Annotated in this window: 16 protein-coding genes; 14 read left to right on the forward strand and 2 right to left on the reverse strand. The window is 72.7% G+C overall.

Annotated elements, in window-relative coordinates; translation table 11 throughout:
* The first annotated feature begins 54 nt into the window (after positions 1 to 54).
* Positions 55 to 429 carry a YciI family protein gene (locus HZF07_RS10325; RefSeq protein WP_157341416.1) on the forward strand — a complete coding sequence of 125 codons (375 nt, stop codon included), beginning with the start codon at positions 55 to 57 and terminating at the stop codon, positions 427 to 429.
* Between the two features lie 69 nt (positions 430 to 498).
* Here the strand turns inward: HZF07_RS10325 and HZF07_RS10330 are convergent, their stop codons facing one another.
* Positions 499 to 1,983, reverse strand: a complete 1,485-nt coding sequence (locus HZF07_RS10330) for an aldehyde dehydrogenase family protein (protein ID WP_157341418.1) — start codon at positions 1,981 to 1,983, stop codon at positions 499 to 501.
* Positions 1,984 to 2,008: 25 nt separating this feature from the next.
* Entirely contained in the window at positions 2,009 to 4,006 is a 1,998-nt protein-coding gene (locus tag HZF07_RS10335) for a thioredoxin domain-containing protein (RefSeq protein ID WP_309504690.1), read from the reverse strand.
* Positions 4,007 to 4,435: 429 nt separating this feature from the next.
* Between HZF07_RS10335 and HZF07_RS24400 the strand changes: the two genes are divergently transcribed.
* From HZF07_RS24400 to HZF07_RS10400, 13 genes are all read left to right on the forward strand, one after another.
* Positions 4,436 to 5,239, forward strand: coding sequence for a helix-turn-helix transcriptional regulator (locus HZF07_RS24400; RefSeq protein WP_309504691.1), 804 nt, complete (start codon positions 4,436 to 4,438; stop codon positions 5,237 to 5,239).
* A gap of 139 nt (positions 5,240 to 5,378) precedes the next feature.
* On the forward strand, positions 5,379 to 7,418 hold the full coding sequence (locus HZF07_RS10345) for a phage tail sheath family protein (RefSeq protein ID WP_157341420.1): 2,040 nt from the start codon (positions 5,379 to 5,381) through the stop codon (positions 7,416 to 7,418).
* Positions 7,419 to 7,432: 14 nt separating this feature from the next.
* Positions 7,433 to 7,954, forward strand: a complete 522-nt coding sequence (locus HZF07_RS10350; protein WP_157341422.1) for a phage tail protein — start codon at positions 7,433 to 7,435, stop codon at positions 7,952 to 7,954.
* Positions 7,955 to 8,034: 80 nt separating this feature from the next.
* On the forward strand, positions 8,035 to 8,694 hold the full coding sequence (locus tag HZF07_RS10355) for a hypothetical protein (protein ID WP_157341424.1): 660 nt from the start codon (positions 8,035 to 8,037) through the stop codon (positions 8,692 to 8,694).
* On the forward strand, positions 8,691 to 9,533 hold the full coding sequence (locus tag HZF07_RS10360) for a hypothetical protein (protein ID WP_157341426.1): 843 nt from the start codon (positions 8,691 to 8,693) through the stop codon (positions 9,531 to 9,533). Before HZF07_RS10355 ends, HZF07_RS10360 begins: the two co-directional genes overlap by 4 nt.
* Positions 9,530 to 10,261, forward strand: coding sequence for a DUF4255 domain-containing protein (locus HZF07_RS10365; RefSeq protein WP_157341428.1), 732 nt, complete (start codon positions 9,530 to 9,532; stop codon positions 10,259 to 10,261). The genes HZF07_RS10360 and HZF07_RS10365 overlap by 4 nt, the downstream gene beginning before the upstream one ends.
* Positions 10,258 to 12,234, forward strand: coding sequence for an ATP-binding protein (locus HZF07_RS10370; RefSeq protein WP_157341430.1), 1,977 nt, complete (start codon positions 10,258 to 10,260; stop codon positions 12,232 to 12,234). Before HZF07_RS10365 ends, HZF07_RS10370 begins: the two co-directional genes overlap by 4 nt.
* Complete coding sequence (locus HZF07_RS10375) at positions 12,231 to 12,455, forward strand: hypothetical protein (protein WP_157341432.1); 225 nt, start codon at positions 12,231 to 12,233, stop codon at positions 12,453 to 12,455. Before HZF07_RS10370 ends, HZF07_RS10375 begins: the two co-directional genes overlap by 4 nt.
* Positions 12,452 to 15,793: an eCIS core domain-containing protein gene (locus HZF07_RS10380; RefSeq protein ID WP_157341434.1), complete on the forward strand. Its 3,342-nt coding sequence runs from the start codon at positions 12,452 to 12,454 to the stop codon at positions 15,791 to 15,793. Before HZF07_RS10375 ends, HZF07_RS10380 begins: the two co-directional genes overlap by 4 nt.
* A complete protein-coding gene (locus HZF07_RS10385) occupies positions 15,790 to 16,446 on the forward strand; it encodes a hypothetical protein (RefSeq protein ID WP_157341436.1) in 657 nt (218 codons plus the stop codon). Before HZF07_RS10380 ends, HZF07_RS10385 begins: the two co-directional genes overlap by 4 nt.
* Complete coding sequence (locus tag HZF07_RS10390; protein ID WP_157341438.1) at positions 16,443 to 16,763, forward strand: LysM domain-containing protein; 321 nt, start codon at positions 16,443 to 16,445, stop codon at positions 16,761 to 16,763. The genes HZF07_RS10385 and HZF07_RS10390 overlap by 4 nt, the downstream gene beginning before the upstream one ends.
* Before the next feature lie 4 nt (positions 16,764 to 16,767).
* Complete coding sequence (locus HZF07_RS10395) at positions 16,768 to 17,868, forward strand: hypothetical protein (protein ID WP_181645032.1); 1,101 nt, start codon at positions 16,768 to 16,770, stop codon at positions 17,866 to 17,868.
* Positions 17,865 to 18,380: a phage baseplate assembly protein V gene (locus HZF07_RS10400; RefSeq protein WP_157341441.1), complete on the forward strand. Its 516-nt coding sequence runs from the start codon at positions 17,865 to 17,867 to the stop codon at positions 18,378 to 18,380. The genes HZF07_RS10395 and HZF07_RS10400 overlap by 4 nt, the downstream gene beginning before the upstream one ends.
* Positions 18,381 to 18,385: the final 5 nt, after the last annotated feature.

Raw genomic sequence — 18,385 nt, forward strand, 5'->3', positions numbered from 1 at the left:
TTCGTAGCGTAGGTAGTGGCGGGCACCAGGTCCGCTCGACGAAGGGGAGCAGCGATGCCTCACTACCTCATCTACTTCAACCAGCAGTGGGTCGGCGACCACGACGAGGCGTGGTTCGAGAGCCGCGTCGACCCGTCCACCGCCGTCGTCAGAGACATGCAGGACCAAGGTGTCCTGGTGTACGCCGGCGGACTGGTCGAGGAGCTCGAGGAGGCGGCAAGCGCGGACGCCACGAGTGGCGAGCTGCTCGTCACCGACGGGCCCTTCGCGGAGACCAAGGAGTGGCTCGGTGGGCTGACCATCGTGGACGTGCCCGACGACCAGGCCGCTCGCATGTGGGCGGGGCGGGTGGCAGAGGGGTGCGGCTGGCCGCAGGAGGTACGCCGCTTCAAGGCCGGCTCGTTGCAGGCGCTCGCGGTCGGTGGGTGAGCGGACGCAACCGCACGTCATACGGACGGTGGAAGCGGACGCACTGTCCGTATGACGTCTCCCGCCGCGTCAGCGCTTCTTGCCGCGACCGTGCAGCAGCCCGAGGACCTGGGTGAACTGCTTCTCGGCCTTCTCGGTGCGGTCGAAGGTCGTGACGTTGACCATCGGCTTGAACCGCTGCCGCGCGATCGCCTTGGGGTAGGTGAACTCCCGGAGCCCGTCGGGGCCGTGGATGCGCCCGAAGCCGGACTCCCCGACGCCGCCGAAGGGCAGGCTCGGCACGCCGGCGAAGCTGATCACGCCGTTGACGGCCGACATCCCCGACCGGACCCGCGCTGCGATCGCCATGCCGTTGCGCTTGCTGAAGACCGTGTTGCCGAGGCCGTAGCGGGTCGCGTTGGTGAGCGCGATCGCCTCCTCCATGTCGCGCACCTTGGCGATCGTCATCGTCGGGCCGAAGGTCTCCTCCTGCACGGCGAGGGAGTCCTCGGGTACGTCGACCAGGATCGTCGGCTGGACGAACCGGTCGCCCACGGCGTCGGCGCCGCCGACCACCGCGCGGCCGCCGCGCGCGAGGGCGTCGTCGACGTGGCTGCGGATGAGGTCGAGCTGCTTGGGCATCGTGATCGGGCCGACCTTGCCGTCGGCGGAGGCCTCGAGCCCGCGCGCCTTGGCGGTGATCGTCGAGACGAACTCGTCGTACACCTTCTCGTGCACGTAGACGCGCTCGACGCCGATGCAGGTCTGGCCGGCGTTCGAGCAGGCGCCCCACAGCGCGGCGTCCGCGGCGGCGGTGACGTCGGCGTCCGCGTCGACGATCACCGAGTCCTTGCCGCCGGCCTCGATCACCACGGGCGTGAGGGTCTCGGCGCAGGCGGCCATCACCTTCTTGCCGGTCGCGGTCGAGCCGGTGAACGCGAGCTTGTCGACGCCGGAGCGGCAGAGCGCGTTGCCGGTCTCGCCGAGTCCGGTGACCAGCTGCAGCACCGGGCGGCCGACGACGTCCTGGAAGACCTGCACCAGCCACGCGCCGACACCGGGGGTGAACTCACTGGGCTTGAAGACCACCGCGTTGCCGGCCGCGAGCGCGTAGGCGATCGAGCCCATCGGCGTGAAGACCGGGTAGTTCCAGGGCCCGATGACGCCGACCACGCCGAGCGGCTTGTACTCGACGGTGGCGGCCTGGTTGACCATCAGCATCCCCGACGGCACCCGACGACGGCCGAGCACCTTCTTGGCGTGCCCGGCGGCCCAGGCGATGTGGTCGACCGCGAGCCCGGCCTCGAGCACGGCGTCGGGGACCGGCTTGCCCATCTCGCGATGGACGAGCTCGGCGAGCTCGGGCAGCCGCTGGGTGATGGCGGTCTTCCAGGCGTTGAGGTGCTCCTTGCGCTGCGCATAGCCCAGTGCGGACCACCACAGCGCCTCGTCCCGGGCGCGGGCGACGGCGGCGCGCACCTCGTCCTCGGTCTGGATCGGGTGGGTGCCGACCACGTCGCCCGTCGCGGGGTTGAGCGACTCGAACGTCTGCGGTCGCGCGATTGCCTCGGTCATGACGGTCACAGTAGTGCTGTCACGGTCAGCGCGACAGGGCAACCTCGAGGTCGGCGACCGAGGTCACCGGGCGCTCGCAGACGAGGTCGCGGCAGACGTACGCCGCGGGCCGTCCGTCGACCTCGGTCCGGCCCTCCAGCAGGGGCACGTCCGAGCGCGGGCCGTCGGCGACGACGACCACCGCACCGGGTGCCCGTCGGGCCTGCCGCTCGAGCGCGTCGCGCTCCGGACCGGGGCGGCCGACGACCGCGACCTCGACCGGTCCGCCGGCCATCGCCGCCGCGGCGGCGAGCGACCAGCCGGCGAAGCGCGGCGCCCGGTCCGCGAGCACCGCGACGGTCGCGAGCGCGGCCTCCGCCGCGTCGCGGTGCCGGCCCGAGCCGGTCAGGGCCGCGTAGGTCGACAGGGCGTGGACCATCGAGGAGAGGCCGGAGGGCGAGGCGTTGTCGGAGGGGTCGCGCGGCCGGGCGACCAGGGCCTCCGCGTCGTCCGCGGTGTCGTAGAAGCCGCCGTCGGGCGCCGCGAAGCGGGCCAGCGCCGTGTCGAGCAGGTGCCCGGCCCGCGACAGCCAGACGGCGTCCCCGGTGACCTGCACCAGGTCGAGGAAGCCGGCCGCGACGCAGCCGTGGTCCTCGAGCACCCCGGCCGGAGCGCCGACCACGCCGTCGCGCGACACCCGACGCAGCCGCCCGTCCACCACGTGCACGCGCCACAGCAGCTCTCCGGCCGCCAGCGCCTCGGTGACGCGCCCGGCCGCGCACAGGCCGCTGATCGCCAGGCCGTTCCAGGCCGCCACCACCTTGTCGTCCCGGGCCGGCCGCACCCGCTGCGCGCGGGCCGCCAGGAGCCGCCGGCGTACGTCGGCCAGCCGGGCCGAGCCCGGTCCCTCGGGGTCCTGCGGCAGCTGGAGCGTGGAGGCGCCGTGCTCGAACGTGCCGCCCTCGGTCACCTCCAGGACCTGTGCCGCCCAGGCGCCGTCGTCCGGGCCGAGCGCCTCGACGAGCTGCGCCGACGTCCAGGCGTAGAACTTGCCCTCGACGCCCTCGCTGTCGGCGTCCAGGGCGGAGGCGAAGCCACCCTCCGGCGTGCCCAGCTCGCGGACCATGAAGTCGGCTGTCTCGGCCGCGACCCGCTCCCCCAGCGGCCCGCCCCAGCGGGCGTAGACACCGAGCAGCTGCGCGTTGTCGTAGAGCATCTTCTCGAAGTGGGGCACGACCCACTCGCGGTCGACGGAGTAGCGCGCGAACCCGCCCCCGAGCTGGTCGTAGATGCCACCGCGGGCCATCGCCTCGAGCGTCGCGTCGGCCATCCGTCGGGCCTCCGTCCGGGCGCCGTCGCCCCCGGAGACGCGCAGGAGGTACTCCAGCACCATCGAGGGCGGGAACTTCGGCGCGCTCCCGAAGCCCGCCGCGCGCTGGTCGAACTCGCGCGCCAGCGTGACCACCGCGCGCTCCAGCAGCTCGGGCCACTCGTCGTCCGTCGTGCCCTGGATGCCACCCTGCGCCGACAGGTGCTCACGCAGTGTCGCGGCGACGCGCGCCACCTCGTCGCCGCGGTTGGTCCACGCGTCGGTGAGCGCCTGCAGCACCTGGGTGAACGACGGCTGCCCGTGCCGCGGCTGGTCGGGGAAGTAGGTGCCCGCGAAGAAGGGGCTGCCGTCGTGGTCGAGCACCACGGTCATCGGCCAGCCGCCGTGCCCGGTCATCGAGGTGGTCGCCTGCATGTACACGGCGTCGACGTCCGGACGCTCCTCCCGGTCGACCTTGACCGACACGAAGTGCTCGTTGAGGTACGCCGCCGTCGCGTGGTCCTCGAACGACTCGTGCGCCATCACGTGGCACCAGTGGCAGGCGGCGTACCCGACGCTCAGCAGCACCGGGACGTTGCGGCGCCGGGCCTCGGCGAAGGCGTCGGGTCCCCACTCCCACCAGTCGACCGGGTTGTCGGCGTGCTGGAGGAGGTAGGGCGACGTCGCGTCGGCCAGCCGATTGGCCACCGGGGAGCCCTCCTCGTCGCTGCTCACGTGATGATGAGTGCAGGGCGGACCGTGGCGTGCGTGCCCACTCGCATTCGTCCGTCCATGGTGTCAGACCGTGCCGTTGTGCCTCGCCCACACCGAGGCGCATCGAGTGCGTGACCGATCGCGCGGCGCGCTGTCCTGGGACCTCGGCGCCGAGCTGGCCGTCGTCGAGCTGCAGGGTGCTCGTGCACGGCATCGGATGAGTCGGCCACCCTGGCCAACGGATCGCGGAGACCCAGGAGCTAGCGACAGACAGGGATCAGCCCGAGCCTGGCTACTCGGGTGGGGCATTCGAGCTATTGACCGTGCCAAGCCACTGTGCCAGCGTCCCAATACGGAGCCTTCCGGATAGGCACCTGCTCGGGGGTGGTGATGGTCGAGCATCACTGTGGGCGGACCAGCGAGCACGGCAGCGAGCCAGAGGACGCACTCGTGCTCGCAGCCCAGGCCCGGTTGCACCCGGCCGTGCTCTCGGTGACGCTCGAGGTGTTGCATGCGATCGCGGAGGGGGTCCCGAGCAAGGTCGCACTGTGCCGGTGCCTCGCTCGCGCGACCGAGGCGGCCGTGGTGGCGCATGTCGAGCTGGATCCGACCGCGGGCACGATGAGCATCGTCTCGTGGCCTGGCCAGGCCGACCTGGTGCGGGCCCAACCCTTTCTGGACACCCTGCCGGCGGTCGTGCCCCACCTGATCGGGATGCTCTCGGTCGATCGCCACGCGCGCCGGCTGTCGGCGGAGTTCCACCAGCTGGGTTGGCAGGCGACCGTGGCGGCGATGCTGCTGGAGGACGTGCTCGGCTGCAGCGACGTCGCTGAGGTGCCCCTCGATGTCGGCGGGCCCGAGCTGCGCCTGGTCGTGCTCGGCAGCCGCGACCACTTGTGCGCACCCACGGTCCAGCTGCTCGACTGCCTGCGGGGTCCGCTGTCCGACCTGATCCGGATCGCCGCACCTGACGCCGCGGCGCCGGATCACCGCATCGCCCCGTCATCCGGCCTCACCCAACGCGAGATCGAGGTGCTGCGGCTGATGGCAGAGGGGCTCCTCGCCCGCACCATCGCGCTCCGCCTCCGGGTCTCCCCGCGGACAGTCCACAAGCATCTCGGGAACATCTACCGCAAGCTCGACGCCCACGACCGTCTCGTCGCCGTACGCCGCGCCGAGGGCCTCGGCCTGCTCGACCGCGCGACCGGTGACCGACCCGCGCTGGCCGACGGGCTCCTCACGCTGTGGTGGTAGTTCTACGCATAGCGACCCCCTGCACGGCACAAATAGCGTGACGTGGGCGCCGGTCGTCCGACCGGCATCCGCGCGGAGAACGTCTGCGCGGCCGGATCATCGGGGCCGGCGGACAGGTCGACCCCCGCGGGGAGGGTCGATGCTGCAGTTGACGTATCCCGGGGTCTACACCCAGGAGAAGAGCTCGGGGGTCCGCACCATATCCGGTGCCAGCACCTCGGTGGCCCACTTCATCGGGCCGACGCGGACCGGAATCGACAACCGGCCCGTGCGCTGCCTCAACTACGGGGACTTCGAGCGGCAGTTCGGAGGTCTGCACCCGCAGAGCTCGTTGTCCTACTCCGTCCTCCACTTCTTCGCGAACGGCGGGTCTGAGGCCTTCGTGACCAGACTCCCGGTCAGCGGGTCGGCGGCCGCGAGCTCGGTGGTCCCCGGCGCCGGTGCCGGCGCGACCGCGCTCACCGTGACCGCGTTGGGGACGGGCGCGACGGGCAATGGGATCTTCCTCGAGATCGACTCCTTCGACATCGGCGCCGATCCCTTCAGCGCGACCGCGGACACCAAGCGGTTCAACCTCACCGTCGTCGACTCCGTGACCGGGACCGTCGAGCGCTTCACCGACCTCACCACCGCCTCGGGCAACGCCAGGACCGCCGATTCCGTGGTCAACGACCCGGCGACGGGCTCCCGGCTGGTGAAGGTGGCGATGGCCCCGCGCGACGCGGCCGGCCCGGCCCCGACGGGCACGGTCTACAAGATCGGCGCCGGCCCGGCCACCGCCACCATCGCCGCCGATCTCAAGCTGGTGCTGACGATCACCCGGCGCCAGACGGACGGGACGGCGGACGCGGCCAACACCGTGACCGCCCTCGAGGTGGTCGCGCTGCCGAGCGGATCGCCGACACCGGCGAGCCCGCGTGAGCTCGTCGCCCGCGTGGTCGGCGCGATCAACCAGACGCTGCGCGCCACACCCGCCGAGTTCGGGAAGCTGGCCGGCGCGGAGGTGCAGGGCGAGCTGTTCGAGGGCGGCACACAGTTCCGGTTGTCGCTGACCCGTCCGACCGGCCCCGCGGGCACGGCACGCGTCCACGACGCCACCGTCACCTTCGCCGGCCCCGCGAGCGGGCCATCCTTGAGCGCCGCCTACAACATGGGGTCGGTCGCAACGCCGCACGTGTCCTCGGGCCCGTCGCGGATCCGGCTCGGCATGCCGATCGCCGGCCTGGTCACGACGGCCACCGCTGGTCTCGACGGCGCTGCGCACGGCCAGCCGTCCGACACGGTCTTCAAGAACGCCGTCACCGCCCTCGACGGGCCTGACCCGTTCTTCAACCTGCTGTGCCTCCCGGACCTCGTCCGGCCGTCGACGACCGATCCCGCAGTGGCGCAGCACAGCAACGTGGTGGCGGTGTACGCCGAGGCGGCGCGGGTGTGCGCCAAGAAGTTCGCCTTCCTCGTCGTCGACCCACCACCGCAAGTCAACGACGTGGGCTCTGCCGAGCAGTGGAAGACCATGCAACTGGGCTTCTCCTCCAGCCATGCAGGCGCCTGGTTCCCGCGCGTCCGGGTCGACGACCCGCTCCAGCCGGGCTCGATCATCAGCCACCCGCCTTCGGGGGCGATCGCTGGCGTGATCGCCCGGACCGACGCCCAGGTCGGCGTGTGGCAGGCACCGGCCGGGACCGAAGCGGTTCTGGCAGGCGTCTACGGACCCGCGGTGTCGATCTCCGACCCGGAGCACGGCCTGCTCAACCCCGTCGGGCTCAACGTGATCCGGCAGTTCCCGATCTACCAGACCGTCGCGTTCGGCTCACGCACCGTGGACGGGTCCAACGCCCTCGGCAGCGAGTGGAAGTACATCCCGGTGCGGCGCACCGCCGACTACATCCTCCGGTCCCTGTCCGAGGCTCTCCGGTGGGCCGTGCACAAGCCCAACGGGGAAGAGCTCTGGTCGCAGCTGCGCCTCAACTGCACCTCGTTCATGCAGGGCCTCTACCGCCAGGGGGCTTTCAAGGGAACCTCGGCCCGGCAGGCCTACTTCGTGGCTTGCGATGCGAGCACCACCACCCAGGTGGACATCGACGCCGGCGTGGTCAACATCGCCATCGGCTTCGCGCCGCTCAAGCCGGCTGAGTTCGTCGTCATCACGCTGCGCCAGATCGTGCAGCCGGCGGCCTGAGGAGGGCAGCAGACATGGCACAGTTCTCAGTCAACGCGCAGCGGTTGGACCCGTACAAGAACTTCAAGTTCCGCGTGAAGTGGGATGACCGCTACGTCGCCGGCGTGTCCAAGGTGTCGCTGCTCAAGCGCACGACCGAGGTCGTCAAGCACCGCTCCGGCGGGGACCCCTCGACGTCGTTCAAGTCGCCGGGCCGCACCGAGTACGACGCCATCACCCTCGAGGCCGGCGTCACCCAGGATCTGGAGTTCGTGAAGTGGGCCAACAAGGTCTGGAACTTCGGCTCTGGGCTCGGCGGCGAGGTGTCCCTCGCGGACTTCCGCAAGGACATCATCGTCGAGCTCCTCAACGAGGCGGGGCAGGTCGCCCTCTCCTACGCCGTCTTCCGGTGCTGGGTCTCGGAGTACCAGGCACTGCCTGACCTCGACGCCAACGCCAACGCGGTGGCCATCTCCAAGCTCAAGCTCGAGAACGAGGGCTGGGAGCGCGACTACGCCGTACTGGAGCCCGGCGAGCCCACCTTCGTCGAGCCCTGATCGCCATGATCGGGCCGACTGCTCCCGACCTGGTCCGCTGGTGGCCACCGCCGGCCACCGGCTCCGCGCACGAGCGTGTGATGAGCCTGCTCGTCGCGCTCGACGGGCCGGCCGCGGCACGGGTCACCCTGGGCACGCACCACCGCGAGCTGCTCGCGCTGCACCGCGACCTCCTGGGGACGACGCTCGAGGCCGTGGTCACCTGCCGGCACTGCGGCACCGACAGCGAGTTCCCGGTGCCGGCGGAGGCGGTGCTCGACCTGCCGGCACCCGTGCCGGGGAACGTGGTTGCGGTCGAGGTCGGTGGCGCACGCGAGACCTTCCGGTTGCCGACGGTCGAGGACCTGGACGCCACCCGCGGCCTGGCCTACGACGATGCCGTACGCCGCCTGGCTGTGCGCACCCACGTGGGCGGTGCGGCTCCGGCCCTCGACTCCGGGGACATCGCCCGGCTCACTGCCGCCTGGGACGAGGCCGACCCGGCAGGCGACGTCACCGTCGACGTCGACTGCGTGGGCTGCGGCGTCCCCCTGGCTGTCTCGGTCGACCCGGCCGAGTTCGTCGCCCGCGATCTCGACCGGTTCCTCGACCGCCTGGTGCGCGAGGTGCACGCGCTCGCGACCGCATACGGCTGGACCGAGGACGCGATCCTCGCCTTGCCCACCAGCCGGCGTCGTCGCTACCTGGAGCTCGTCGACACCCGGGCCGCGGCGAGATCCCTGACGGCGGTCTCGTCGTGACCGAGCACCCCGGCTATCTCGACGCGCTCGCCCGGGCCGCCGGCTGGGAGCGCCCGGCGGACGACCTGGCCGACGCCGCGCGACCGCGACCCCGGTCCCGCTTCGAGCCCGACGGGCCGCCGGACCTGGCCGGGGACGACGTCGCCTGGGCCGAGACCGCAGTCGAGGCCGACGCGTCGGGTCGGGCCGCCCAGCCGACACCTCCGAACACGCGACAGGCCGACTCGGAGCAGCCGAGCGAGGACGTGCCTCCGGTCGACCGCCCCGAGCTGCCGGCCACCACGGCCGAGCCGGCCGCCCCGCCCGTGGCGGCAGCTCCGCAGCGGGTCGCCGCGCAGCCCGCGACCGAGGAGGTGGCCGCACGCGAGCCCGCCCCGGCGCCGACGTACGTCGAACCGCCGAAGCCTTCCGGGCTGCCCACCGCACCAGTCCCGGACACCCGCGACCGCGCGCCCGCAGAGCCGGCCACGCCGTACCCCCAACCCGAGCCCGAGCCCGCCCGGGAGCCACGAGAGCCTCACCCGACGGCGACGGAAGCTGTGCCCGTGGACTGGTCCGACCGGGCCTCGCCGCACGAGCCTGGTCCGGCTCCCGAGCTCGCCCACGAAGCTCGTCTGGTCGCGCGGCCTGAGCAGGTGGTCGCCACCGAGGAGTCCGCGCCCGCCGAGCCCGAGGCCGACGGCGGTCCGACCGTCGTCGTCGAGATCGGTCGCATCGAGGTCAGACTGGCATCCGAGCCGGGCGCCGCCCCGCGGCCCGCAGCCATCCGCCCGCCGCCGGGCCCGTCGCTCGCCGACTACCTGCGCGACCGGTCGGCCGGCGAAGGACGACCGGCATGAGCGCCCGCTTCGCGATCCCGGCGACGACCTTCGTGCTGCGCGGGATCGTCCAGGAGCGGCTCAACCTGTCCTACCCGGCGACGCTGACGGCACCTGTGGTGTCGGTGGAGCCCCCGCCGCGCCCGTCGCCGACCAACGGCAATCCCGCGGGTGGCGGCGCCGCGCAGCCGGAGCCCGCCCGGCTCCACCTCTTCTGCCACCACGTCGCGCTCAACCCGGCGTGGCGCAACATGTACGAACCCCACGTCGACTCCGCCGGCAAGCGCATCGGTCCGTCCCCGCTGGCCGTCGACCTCCACTACCTCCTGGCCGCCACCGGACTCGACCTCGAGCGCGAGGTGCTCCTCGGTCTCGGGATCGCCGCGCTCAACCGGTTCGGCGTCGTGCCACGACCCAAGATCGCCGCGATACTGGGCGCTGTCGCGGTGCCGGGGACGCCGGCCAGGATCACCGACCTGATCCCCGACGAGCAGCTCCAGGATCCGCAGGAGCAGCCTCAGCAGATCACGATCAGCCAGCAACCGGTCGACCTGGACATGTCGACGCGGATCTGGTCGGCGTTCCAGTCACCACTGCGGCCCTCGGCGTACTTCCTGGTCACCACCGTGTTCCTCGAGGTCGACGAGACCCTGCCCGCGACGAAGGACGTGGACGACCTGAAGATCGGCGTCCGGCCCGACGTCAGCGGCGCGGATGCGGACCCGGCCGACGTGGTGACGACGTCATGACCACGACAGACCGACGCTCCTGCCTCGAGGTCAGCCGCGAGGCAGCCCTGGTCGCCCTGGCCGGCGCGCCCGACGCGTTCGCGGACTGGTGGCGCTGGTGGGAGGCGCAGGACGGCGACGCCTCGGTACGCCGCCTGGTCGCCGGCTTCGCCCTGTCCCGCCCCGAGGCAGAGTTGGTCGCGCTGCTGCTGGCCGCCGCCGCGAGCGAGCCGGTCGCCCGGGCGGTGTCCACGGCCGTCGACACCGAAGGTGGCGTCGGTGGGGCGGGGTTGCCGCTGTGGCTGGCCTGCCGCGTGGTGGCCGGGCTCGACGCCTCCGCCCTGGCGCGGTCTGCGCCGTTGCTGCGCCTCGGTCTGGTGGAGATCACCGAGGGGGCGCCCCGGATCGAGACCCGGATGCGCCTGGTCGACGCGCTGGTCGACCGGCTGCTCGGCGACCCCGTGCTCGACCCGGTGCTGACCGCGCGCATGCAGCTGCTGCCGGATGCGCCGCCGGGGATGCGCGAGCCCCAGCAGGGAGACCAGGACCTCGCGGCCGTCTCCACGGCGAGCCGACGCCTGGCCGAGGAGCTGTCCACTGCGCTCGGCACCCGAGGCCCTCTCGGCGTGCCGCCCCTGGTCCTGGCCCGTCGGTCCGGGACCGCGGAGCTCGGTCGCGCCCTCCGGACACTCGGGTTGCTGCCGTGGTCGCTGGCGGCCACCTCCCTGCCCGACGACCCCGACGAGATCGAGTCCCTGGCGCTGCGCTGGAGCCGGGAGGCGGCTCTCGACGCGATCGCGCTCGTTGTCCACGACGACGCGGTCGGGTCACGTCCTGCGCTCGGCAGCTTCCTGGACCGGGTGCTCGGGCACGTCGTCCTCACCGCACCCCAGGCGCCAGCGGAGCTGTCCCGCGGTGTCCATGTCCTGACCGAGCGGCCGGACGGCCCCGACGCGATGCTGCTGCGGTGGGCGCGGGAGCTCGGACCGGAGCGGACCCGTCGGGTCGGTCCGGCGCTCGGTCCGGTGGCAGCCCACTTCCGGCTCGACGAGCCGACGGTGGCCCGCACCGCGGCCACCGCCGGCCCGGCCATCGACGCGGCCGGAGACGACACCGAGATGGCGGCGGCGGCGCTCTGGCACGTCGCCGCGCGCGCCGTCACCCCCGTTCCCCGGCCCGGCATCCGGATCGTCGAGCCGGCGTACACGTGGGAGGACCTGGTCCTCCAGCCCGAGACCGAGGCCACGCTCCGTCGGGTCGAGGCACACGTGCGGTTCGCCGCCCGGGTCCTCGACGACTGGGGCTTCGCGGCGCGGCTCGGGGGGCGCGAGGGCTGGCGCGGACGCGGCGTTGCGGCACTCTTCGCAGGGCCGTCGGGCACCGGAAAGACGATGGCGGCGGAGGTGATCGCGGCTTCGCTCGACCTGCGGGTGATGTCGATCGACCTGAGCCAGGTGATCTCGAAGTTCGTGGGCGAGACCTCCAAGAACATCGCCGCGGCCTTCGACGAGGCCGAGCGCTCGGGCGCCGTGATGGTGTGGAACGAGGGCGACGCGGTGTGGGGCACCCGCGGCGGCGTGGGGAACGCCGTCGACCGGCACGTCAACGCCGAGGTCGGCGACCTCCTCCAGCGCATCGAGGAGTTCTCCGGGTTCACGCTCGTCACCACCAACCTGCGGCAGGCGATCGACCCGGCCTTCCTGCGCCGGTTCCGGTTCGTCGTCGACTTCCCGGTCCCGTCCGAGGCCGAGCGCCTGCGGCTGTGGCGCTCCGCCTTCCCCGCGGCCACCCCGGTCGAGCCGCTCGAGTGGGAGCGGCTGGCCGGCCTGCCGCTGACGGGCGGCTCGATCCGCAACGTCGCCCTCGGCGCGGCCTTCCTCGCCGCGTCGGCCGGGACGTCGGTGACCCGCACGATGATCGAGGCCGAGCTCGGCCAGGAGATGCGCAAGCAGGACCTGCCGATGCCGCGACTGACCTGGTCGGAACCGTCGTGACCGCCCCGCGCGAGCTGCGCGTCCAGGTGGGCACCCTGCGGGTGGTGGGTGGCTCGACCATCGAGGCCCGGCGCATCGCCGACGCCCTGCCGGTTGCGCTCGAACGCGCGCTCGCCGGCCGACGGGCCACCGCGCCCGGACCCGCGGACCTCGTGGCGGACGCCGTCGCCAGCCGGGTCCGCCGCGAGTCGAGCGACGCCTGGGCGGAGGTGGGCCCGTGAGGCAGCTGACCCAGGCGGTGCGCCCGGCCCCGGTGACCGCGAGGCCGGTGCCGCGTGCCACGGCGCGCCCGGTCTCGAAGGCGGCGGCTCCGGCCGCTCCGGCCTTCGTGACCCCACCGGTCGCCTCCGTCCTCGCGGAGGAGGGTCGCCCCCTGCCCGCGCCGGTGCGCTCGGAGATGGAGACGGCGCTCGGCCACGACCTCGGCTCGGTCCGCGTGCACGACGGCGCCGGCTCCGCGCGCGCAGCAGAGGAGGCCGACGCTCGCGCGTTCACGGTCGGCGACCACGTCGGCTTCGGCAGTGCCGGCTTCCACCCCGAGACGCCGGAGGGGCGCGGTCTCCTCGCCCACGAGCTGGTCCACGTCCTCCAGGGCGGCGCCTCCGACCACGCGCGCGCCGAGGCGGAGGCGGCCTCGGCCGTCGCGAGCCTCGCCCGCGGCGAGCGGCCCACGTTCACCCGTCACCGGGGGCGGGCCACCCTGCACCGCGCCCCCAACGACGCACCGGCGCCGCCATCCGTGCCGGCGCCGCCGCCCGCGTCGGCCCCGGGTGCGGCCGCCGCGCCCGCGATCACGCCCACGCAGCCCGCGCCTGCCGGGATCCCGGCGGTGCGCCTGCCGACGGGCCTGAACGTCGTCACCGACACCCCTCCGGGCATCGGCACCACCGAGCTGGTCGTCCAGGTCCCCCAGTTCTCGCTGCCCCTGGAGAAGGGCGCCGGGCCGTGGGTCCAGCAGGCCTACAACGATGCCGGGAACGGCGGCCGGCTGGTGTTCAGTCCTCTCATCGAGGGCGGCTCGGTCGCGGCGTACAAGGAGGGCACGGAGGACTACAAGTCCGTCTGGCTCAACAAGTTCGGGTTCACCAGCACCGCCGCGATGGCCAACGCCTTCACCTCCTCGACCGACCCCGCCGTCCGTGCCAGCCTGCAGGACCCGGCGGTCCGCGACACCGTCCACAAGCTGCGGACCAACCTGAGGGACGCCCACTGCGACATCGACCACATCGTCGAGAAGCAGATCGGCGGGACGTCGATCCCGTCCAACCTGCAGCTGCTCACCAGCAGCAAGAATCAAGCCTCCGGACGGCAGACCTACCAGTCGCTCGTCGCGCTCGTGAACGCGATCCGCGCATCCGACATGCGGGGCCCCAACGTGCGGAACCTGCAGATCCGCCTCCGTGCCGCCACCGTCCCGCAGGGCACCAGCGATCCCAGCTTCGTCATCGAGGACCACCTGCGCGCCGGGCGGGTTGTGGGCCGCGCCGACGTGCAGGCGCAGGCCGCTGGCAAGCCGGTCAGCCTCCGGGCCGGCGGCATGTCGGAGACCGCGCAGCTGCGCGACACCGGCGACACGACCCTCGACAGCATGAACCGGCGACTGGTCCCAGCGATGCGACTGACCACCTACCGACGAGGTGCCCAAGGCGCCAACAGCGCCCAGGACACCATCCTGGCCGAGCTCGACAGCCGGGCGATGCGGGCGAGCGGCTCGGGAGCGGGAGTGCGGCTCGTCGCCCGGCGCCCCGCGGCGTCGGCCGGTGACGGTCCGCCCGCCGCCACCCAGCCGCCTCAGGGCGCGGCGCCGGAGCCGACCGCAGCGCCGGCGGGCGAGACCCGCGAGCTGCGCCTGGAGGACCGCAACCAGCGGCTGAACTTCTTCTATCCCTACCTGAGCCCGGGCGAGCTCACCCAGCTCTCGCTCGATGAGCAGGGCAGCCTCAGCGGCACCGGCTTCATCCGACCGACGATCCCGATCTTCGAGCGGCTCAACGTCACCTTCAGCCGCGACACCCTCGCCCTGGTCGCCCCGCTCGACAAGGACAAGCTGCGATCGCCGTTCCCGGCCGGCTTCCGCTTCACCGGCGGCGAGCTCGCGTTGCAGCTCTCCCCCGAGCTCATCCCGCGCGGCAACCTGACGTTCTCGGTCGGCCCCGCCGCGCAACCGCTGATCAACGGGGCGCTCTCGGTGACGATGACCAGCGGCGTCCTGGTCGCCAGCGGCGACCTCACCCCTGCGCGGCCGATCCCCGGCATCAGCTCGGCCTCCGGCAATGTCACCTGGCGTTCGGACACCGGCTGGCAGGGGGCCATCCGGGCCACCTCGTCCTCGATCCCCAACACCACGGCCAACCTCGTGCTCGGGTTCCGCACCGAGGGCCAGCGGTTCGCGCCGTACGCGGAGGGAGGGCTGGTCAGCCGGGTGCGCAACGCCGAGCTCGGGCTCAACGCCTCGTGGCACGGCGGTCCCGTCAGCTATCGCGGCCACGCCGTGGTCGAGCGGCCCCTGCCCATGGTGGATCGGATCCGTCTCGACGGCAGCTACGGCGAGCGCGGGCTGCACCTGCACGGCAACGCGCCGATCCGCTGGCGCAACATCGACTCGAGCATCGACCTGAACTACGACCGGCGCCCGGACGAGGCCGAGGGCCGCTTCTCGGGAACCGCCACCTTCGCGATCCGCACGCCGAAGGCCGAGGGCAGCGCGACGCTGACCTACGACGACCAGGGCCGGTTCACCGGCCGCGGGATGGTCGCCTATCAGGTGACCCCCAACCTGCGACCCCAGCTCGGCATCGAGCTGACCGCCGACCGCCGCGTGAAGCTGACCGGCGAGGTGCGGCTCAACGACATCGAGCTGACGCGGCGGTGGCCCTCGGCCGAGGGCGGCCGCATCTCGATCATCAGCGGCCTCGGGGTGAAGTTCAGCATCCCTACGCCGGTGCCGGCTGTCACCGCGTACGGCGAGATCCGGGGCTCGCTCGGGCTCGGGTACGGCGTCGGGCCGGTGATGCTGCGCGGTGTCATCTTCACCGGCGAGCTCTACCCGTTCGAGGACGACCCGCAGGTCCGGGCCCGGCTCCGCGGCAGCTTCGTCGTCCCGGCCTACGCCGAGCTGTACGGCACGTTCGGCGCCTACATCGGGCTCGAGGTCGCGCTGGGTGCGGTGGGTGCCAAGGGCGGCGTCGAGATCACCCCCCGGCTCCGGATCAGTGCCGAGGGCGGGATCGCCGTGGACGCGGACTACGACTCGGGCGGCTTCAGCTTCGCCGCCGAGGCCTACGCGTCCGGGCAGCTGACCGCGGCGGCGACGGTCAACCTGGTGGCCGACCTGTACGCGGCGTACGGCCTCTTCTCGCACCGGTGGACGTACCAGGCGGCCTCGGTCAGCGCTCAGATCGGCCCGACCGTCCGCCTCACGATCGGCCGGATCGCGATGTCGAAGACCGGCGAGATGACCTGGCCCAGCCTGTCCCAGGTCCGGATGGAGCCACAGAACATCGACCCGCTCGCGGTGGTCCGCGACATGCTGCGCCGAGGGGAGGCCCGAGAGACATGACCACGTTCCCGCGATCTCCGCGCACGCTGCGCGGCGGCTTCATCGTGATGGACGCCGACGGCCTCGCCGTGCGACGGACCGTGCCGTTCCAGTACAACCCCGACACGCTCACCAGGTCGCTGGCACCCCGCGGCGCAACGGCCGACGCCGGTGACCGGCTCGAGCCGACCCGCCTGGTCGGGCCACCCGCGGAGACGATGAAGCTCGAGATCGCGCTCGATGCCACCGACCGGCTCGAGAAGCCGGCCCAGAACGCCGCGACCGCGGCCGAGGGCATCGCCGCCGACCTCGCCGAGCTGGAGACGATGGTGTCACCGGCCGTGGCCGACCTGGAGGCCGCGGAGGCCCTGACCAGCCGGGGGACCCTGGAGATCCTGCCGCTGCCCTCGCCGCTGCTGCTCCTGGTGCTCGGCGCCAATCGCGTGGTCCCGGTGCGAGTCACCGAGTTCGCGATCACCGAGGAGGCCTTCGACACCCGGCTCAACCCCGTGCTGGCCCGGGTCAGCCTGGGCCTGCGGGTGATGACCACGGACGACCTGCCGTTCGGTTCCAAGGGCGCTGCGCTCTACCTCACCGCGGCTCGGCGACGCGAACGACTCGCGGCCCGCCGCGGCGCCGGTGTCCAGGCCCTCGGACTGAGGGGGGCGCCATGAGCACGCCGTTCCCTCCGTCGAGCCGCTACGCGCAGGTTCCGGTACTGACCCGCACCCTGGCCGACGGGACCGTGGTCCGCTACCTCGCCCGGAGGGTGCTGCCGCCCGTCGAGCGCTTCCAGCCTCTGGAGATGGTCCGTCTCGACGGCACCGAGCGCCCCGACACCCTGGCTGCAGAGTCCTATGGCGACCCGCTGCTGTGGTGGCGGATCGTGGACGCCAGCGGCGAGGCAGACCCGCGCGACCTCACCGGGATCGAGGGCCGGCTGGTCCTGATCCCCCTGCCCCTGGAGATCACCGACGATGGCCGCGCTTAGCTCCGTGACGCTGTCGGTCCAGATCGGGCCGATCGCAGTCTCCGCCGCACCGACCGCGGTGGTCGACGCGCTCGACGGCGCCACGGTGACGCACGCGGTCGGAGCACGGTCCGGGTTCCAGCTCAGCCTGACCTACTCCAAGACCTCCCCGATCGCGCGGACCCTGCTGCCCTCGGGCTTCTTCGACCCGATGGTGCGGGTGATGCTGATCGCCACCGTGCGCGGCGTCTCGACCGTGCTGGCCGACGGCCCGATCAAGCGGCAGGACGTCACCGCGACGACCCGCCCCGGCCAGTACCGGCTGGTGCTCACCGGCGAGGACGTCTCCGGCTACATGGACCTCGTGGACCTCACCGGTCTGCCCTACCCGGCCATGCCGCCCTTCGCCCGGGTCGCCCTGATGCTCGCCAAGTACGCCGCATTCGGCGTCGTGCCCGTGACGATCCCCGCTCCGTTCGCGGCGACCGAGAACCCCGTCGAGGGCTACCACCACCAGCAGGGCACCGACCTGGAGTACGCGACCAAGCTCGCCCGCGAGGCCGGCTACGACTTCCACGTCTCCCCCGGGCCGGTACCCGGGGCGAACACGGCGTACTGGGGCCCGCCGATCCGGGTCGGCCTGGTGCAGCCGGCGCTGAGCATCGACCTCGACCACGCCTCGAACATCGACAGCATGAGCTTCTCGGCCGACGGCAATGCGGCCGTCCTGCCCTACGGCTTCGTCAAGGTCGCCGGCTTCTCGGTGCCGGTCCCGGTGCCGGACATCGGCGTCCTCAAGCCGCCGCTGTCGGCGCGCCCGCTCGTGCCCGCCAAGACCAAGCAGCTGGAGACCGAACGCATGAAGCTCCCCGACGTCCTGATGGGCCTGCTCGCCGGCCGTGGCGGCACCGACCCCGTGACCGCGACCGGCTCCATGGATCTCACCCGCTACGGCCGGCCGCTGTCGGCGCGCTCGCTGGTCGGCGTCCGCGGCGCCGGCAACGCCCACGACGGTGTGTGGTTCGTCAGGTCGGTCACGCACACCCTCGGTCGGGGCAAGTGGAAGCAGAACTTCCAGCTCTCCCGTGACGGCCTCGGCTCGCTCGTCTCGACGGTGACGCCATGACCGCGGGACCGGCCTTCTTCGGGAAGTACCGCGCGACGGTGCTCACCACGACCGATCCGATGGTCCAGGGGCGGATCATGGTCCAGCTGGCCGACCGCTACGGGCCGTTCCCGTCCACCTGGGCGCTGCCGGCCGTCCCGTTCGCCGGCAAGGGCATGAGCGGGGTCGTGGCCCTGCCCCAGGTCGGCAGCATGGTCTGGGTCGAGTTCGAGGCCGGCGACCCGGACTACCCGATCTGGAGCGGCGGCTTCTGGCCGGACGCCGCCGGTTTCCCCGTCCTCGCCCTGGCGGGAGCCACCCCGGTGGCGCCCAACATCCACTTCCAGACGACCACTGGGGTCTCGGTGACCTTGTCGGACCTGCCCGCCAAGCAGGTGCAGGTGATGACGCCGACCGGGGCCATGCTGGTGATCGGGGCCAGCGGGATCACGATCAGCAACGGTCAGGGCGCCTCGATCGTCATGTCCGGACCGTCCGTGATCATCAACGGCGGCGCGCTGGTCGTGACCTGAGACGA

The organism is Nocardioides agri (genome assembly GCF_013778305.1).
Lineage (GTDB): Bacteria > Actinomycetota > Actinomycetes > Propionibacteriales > Nocardioidaceae > Nocardioides > Nocardioides agri.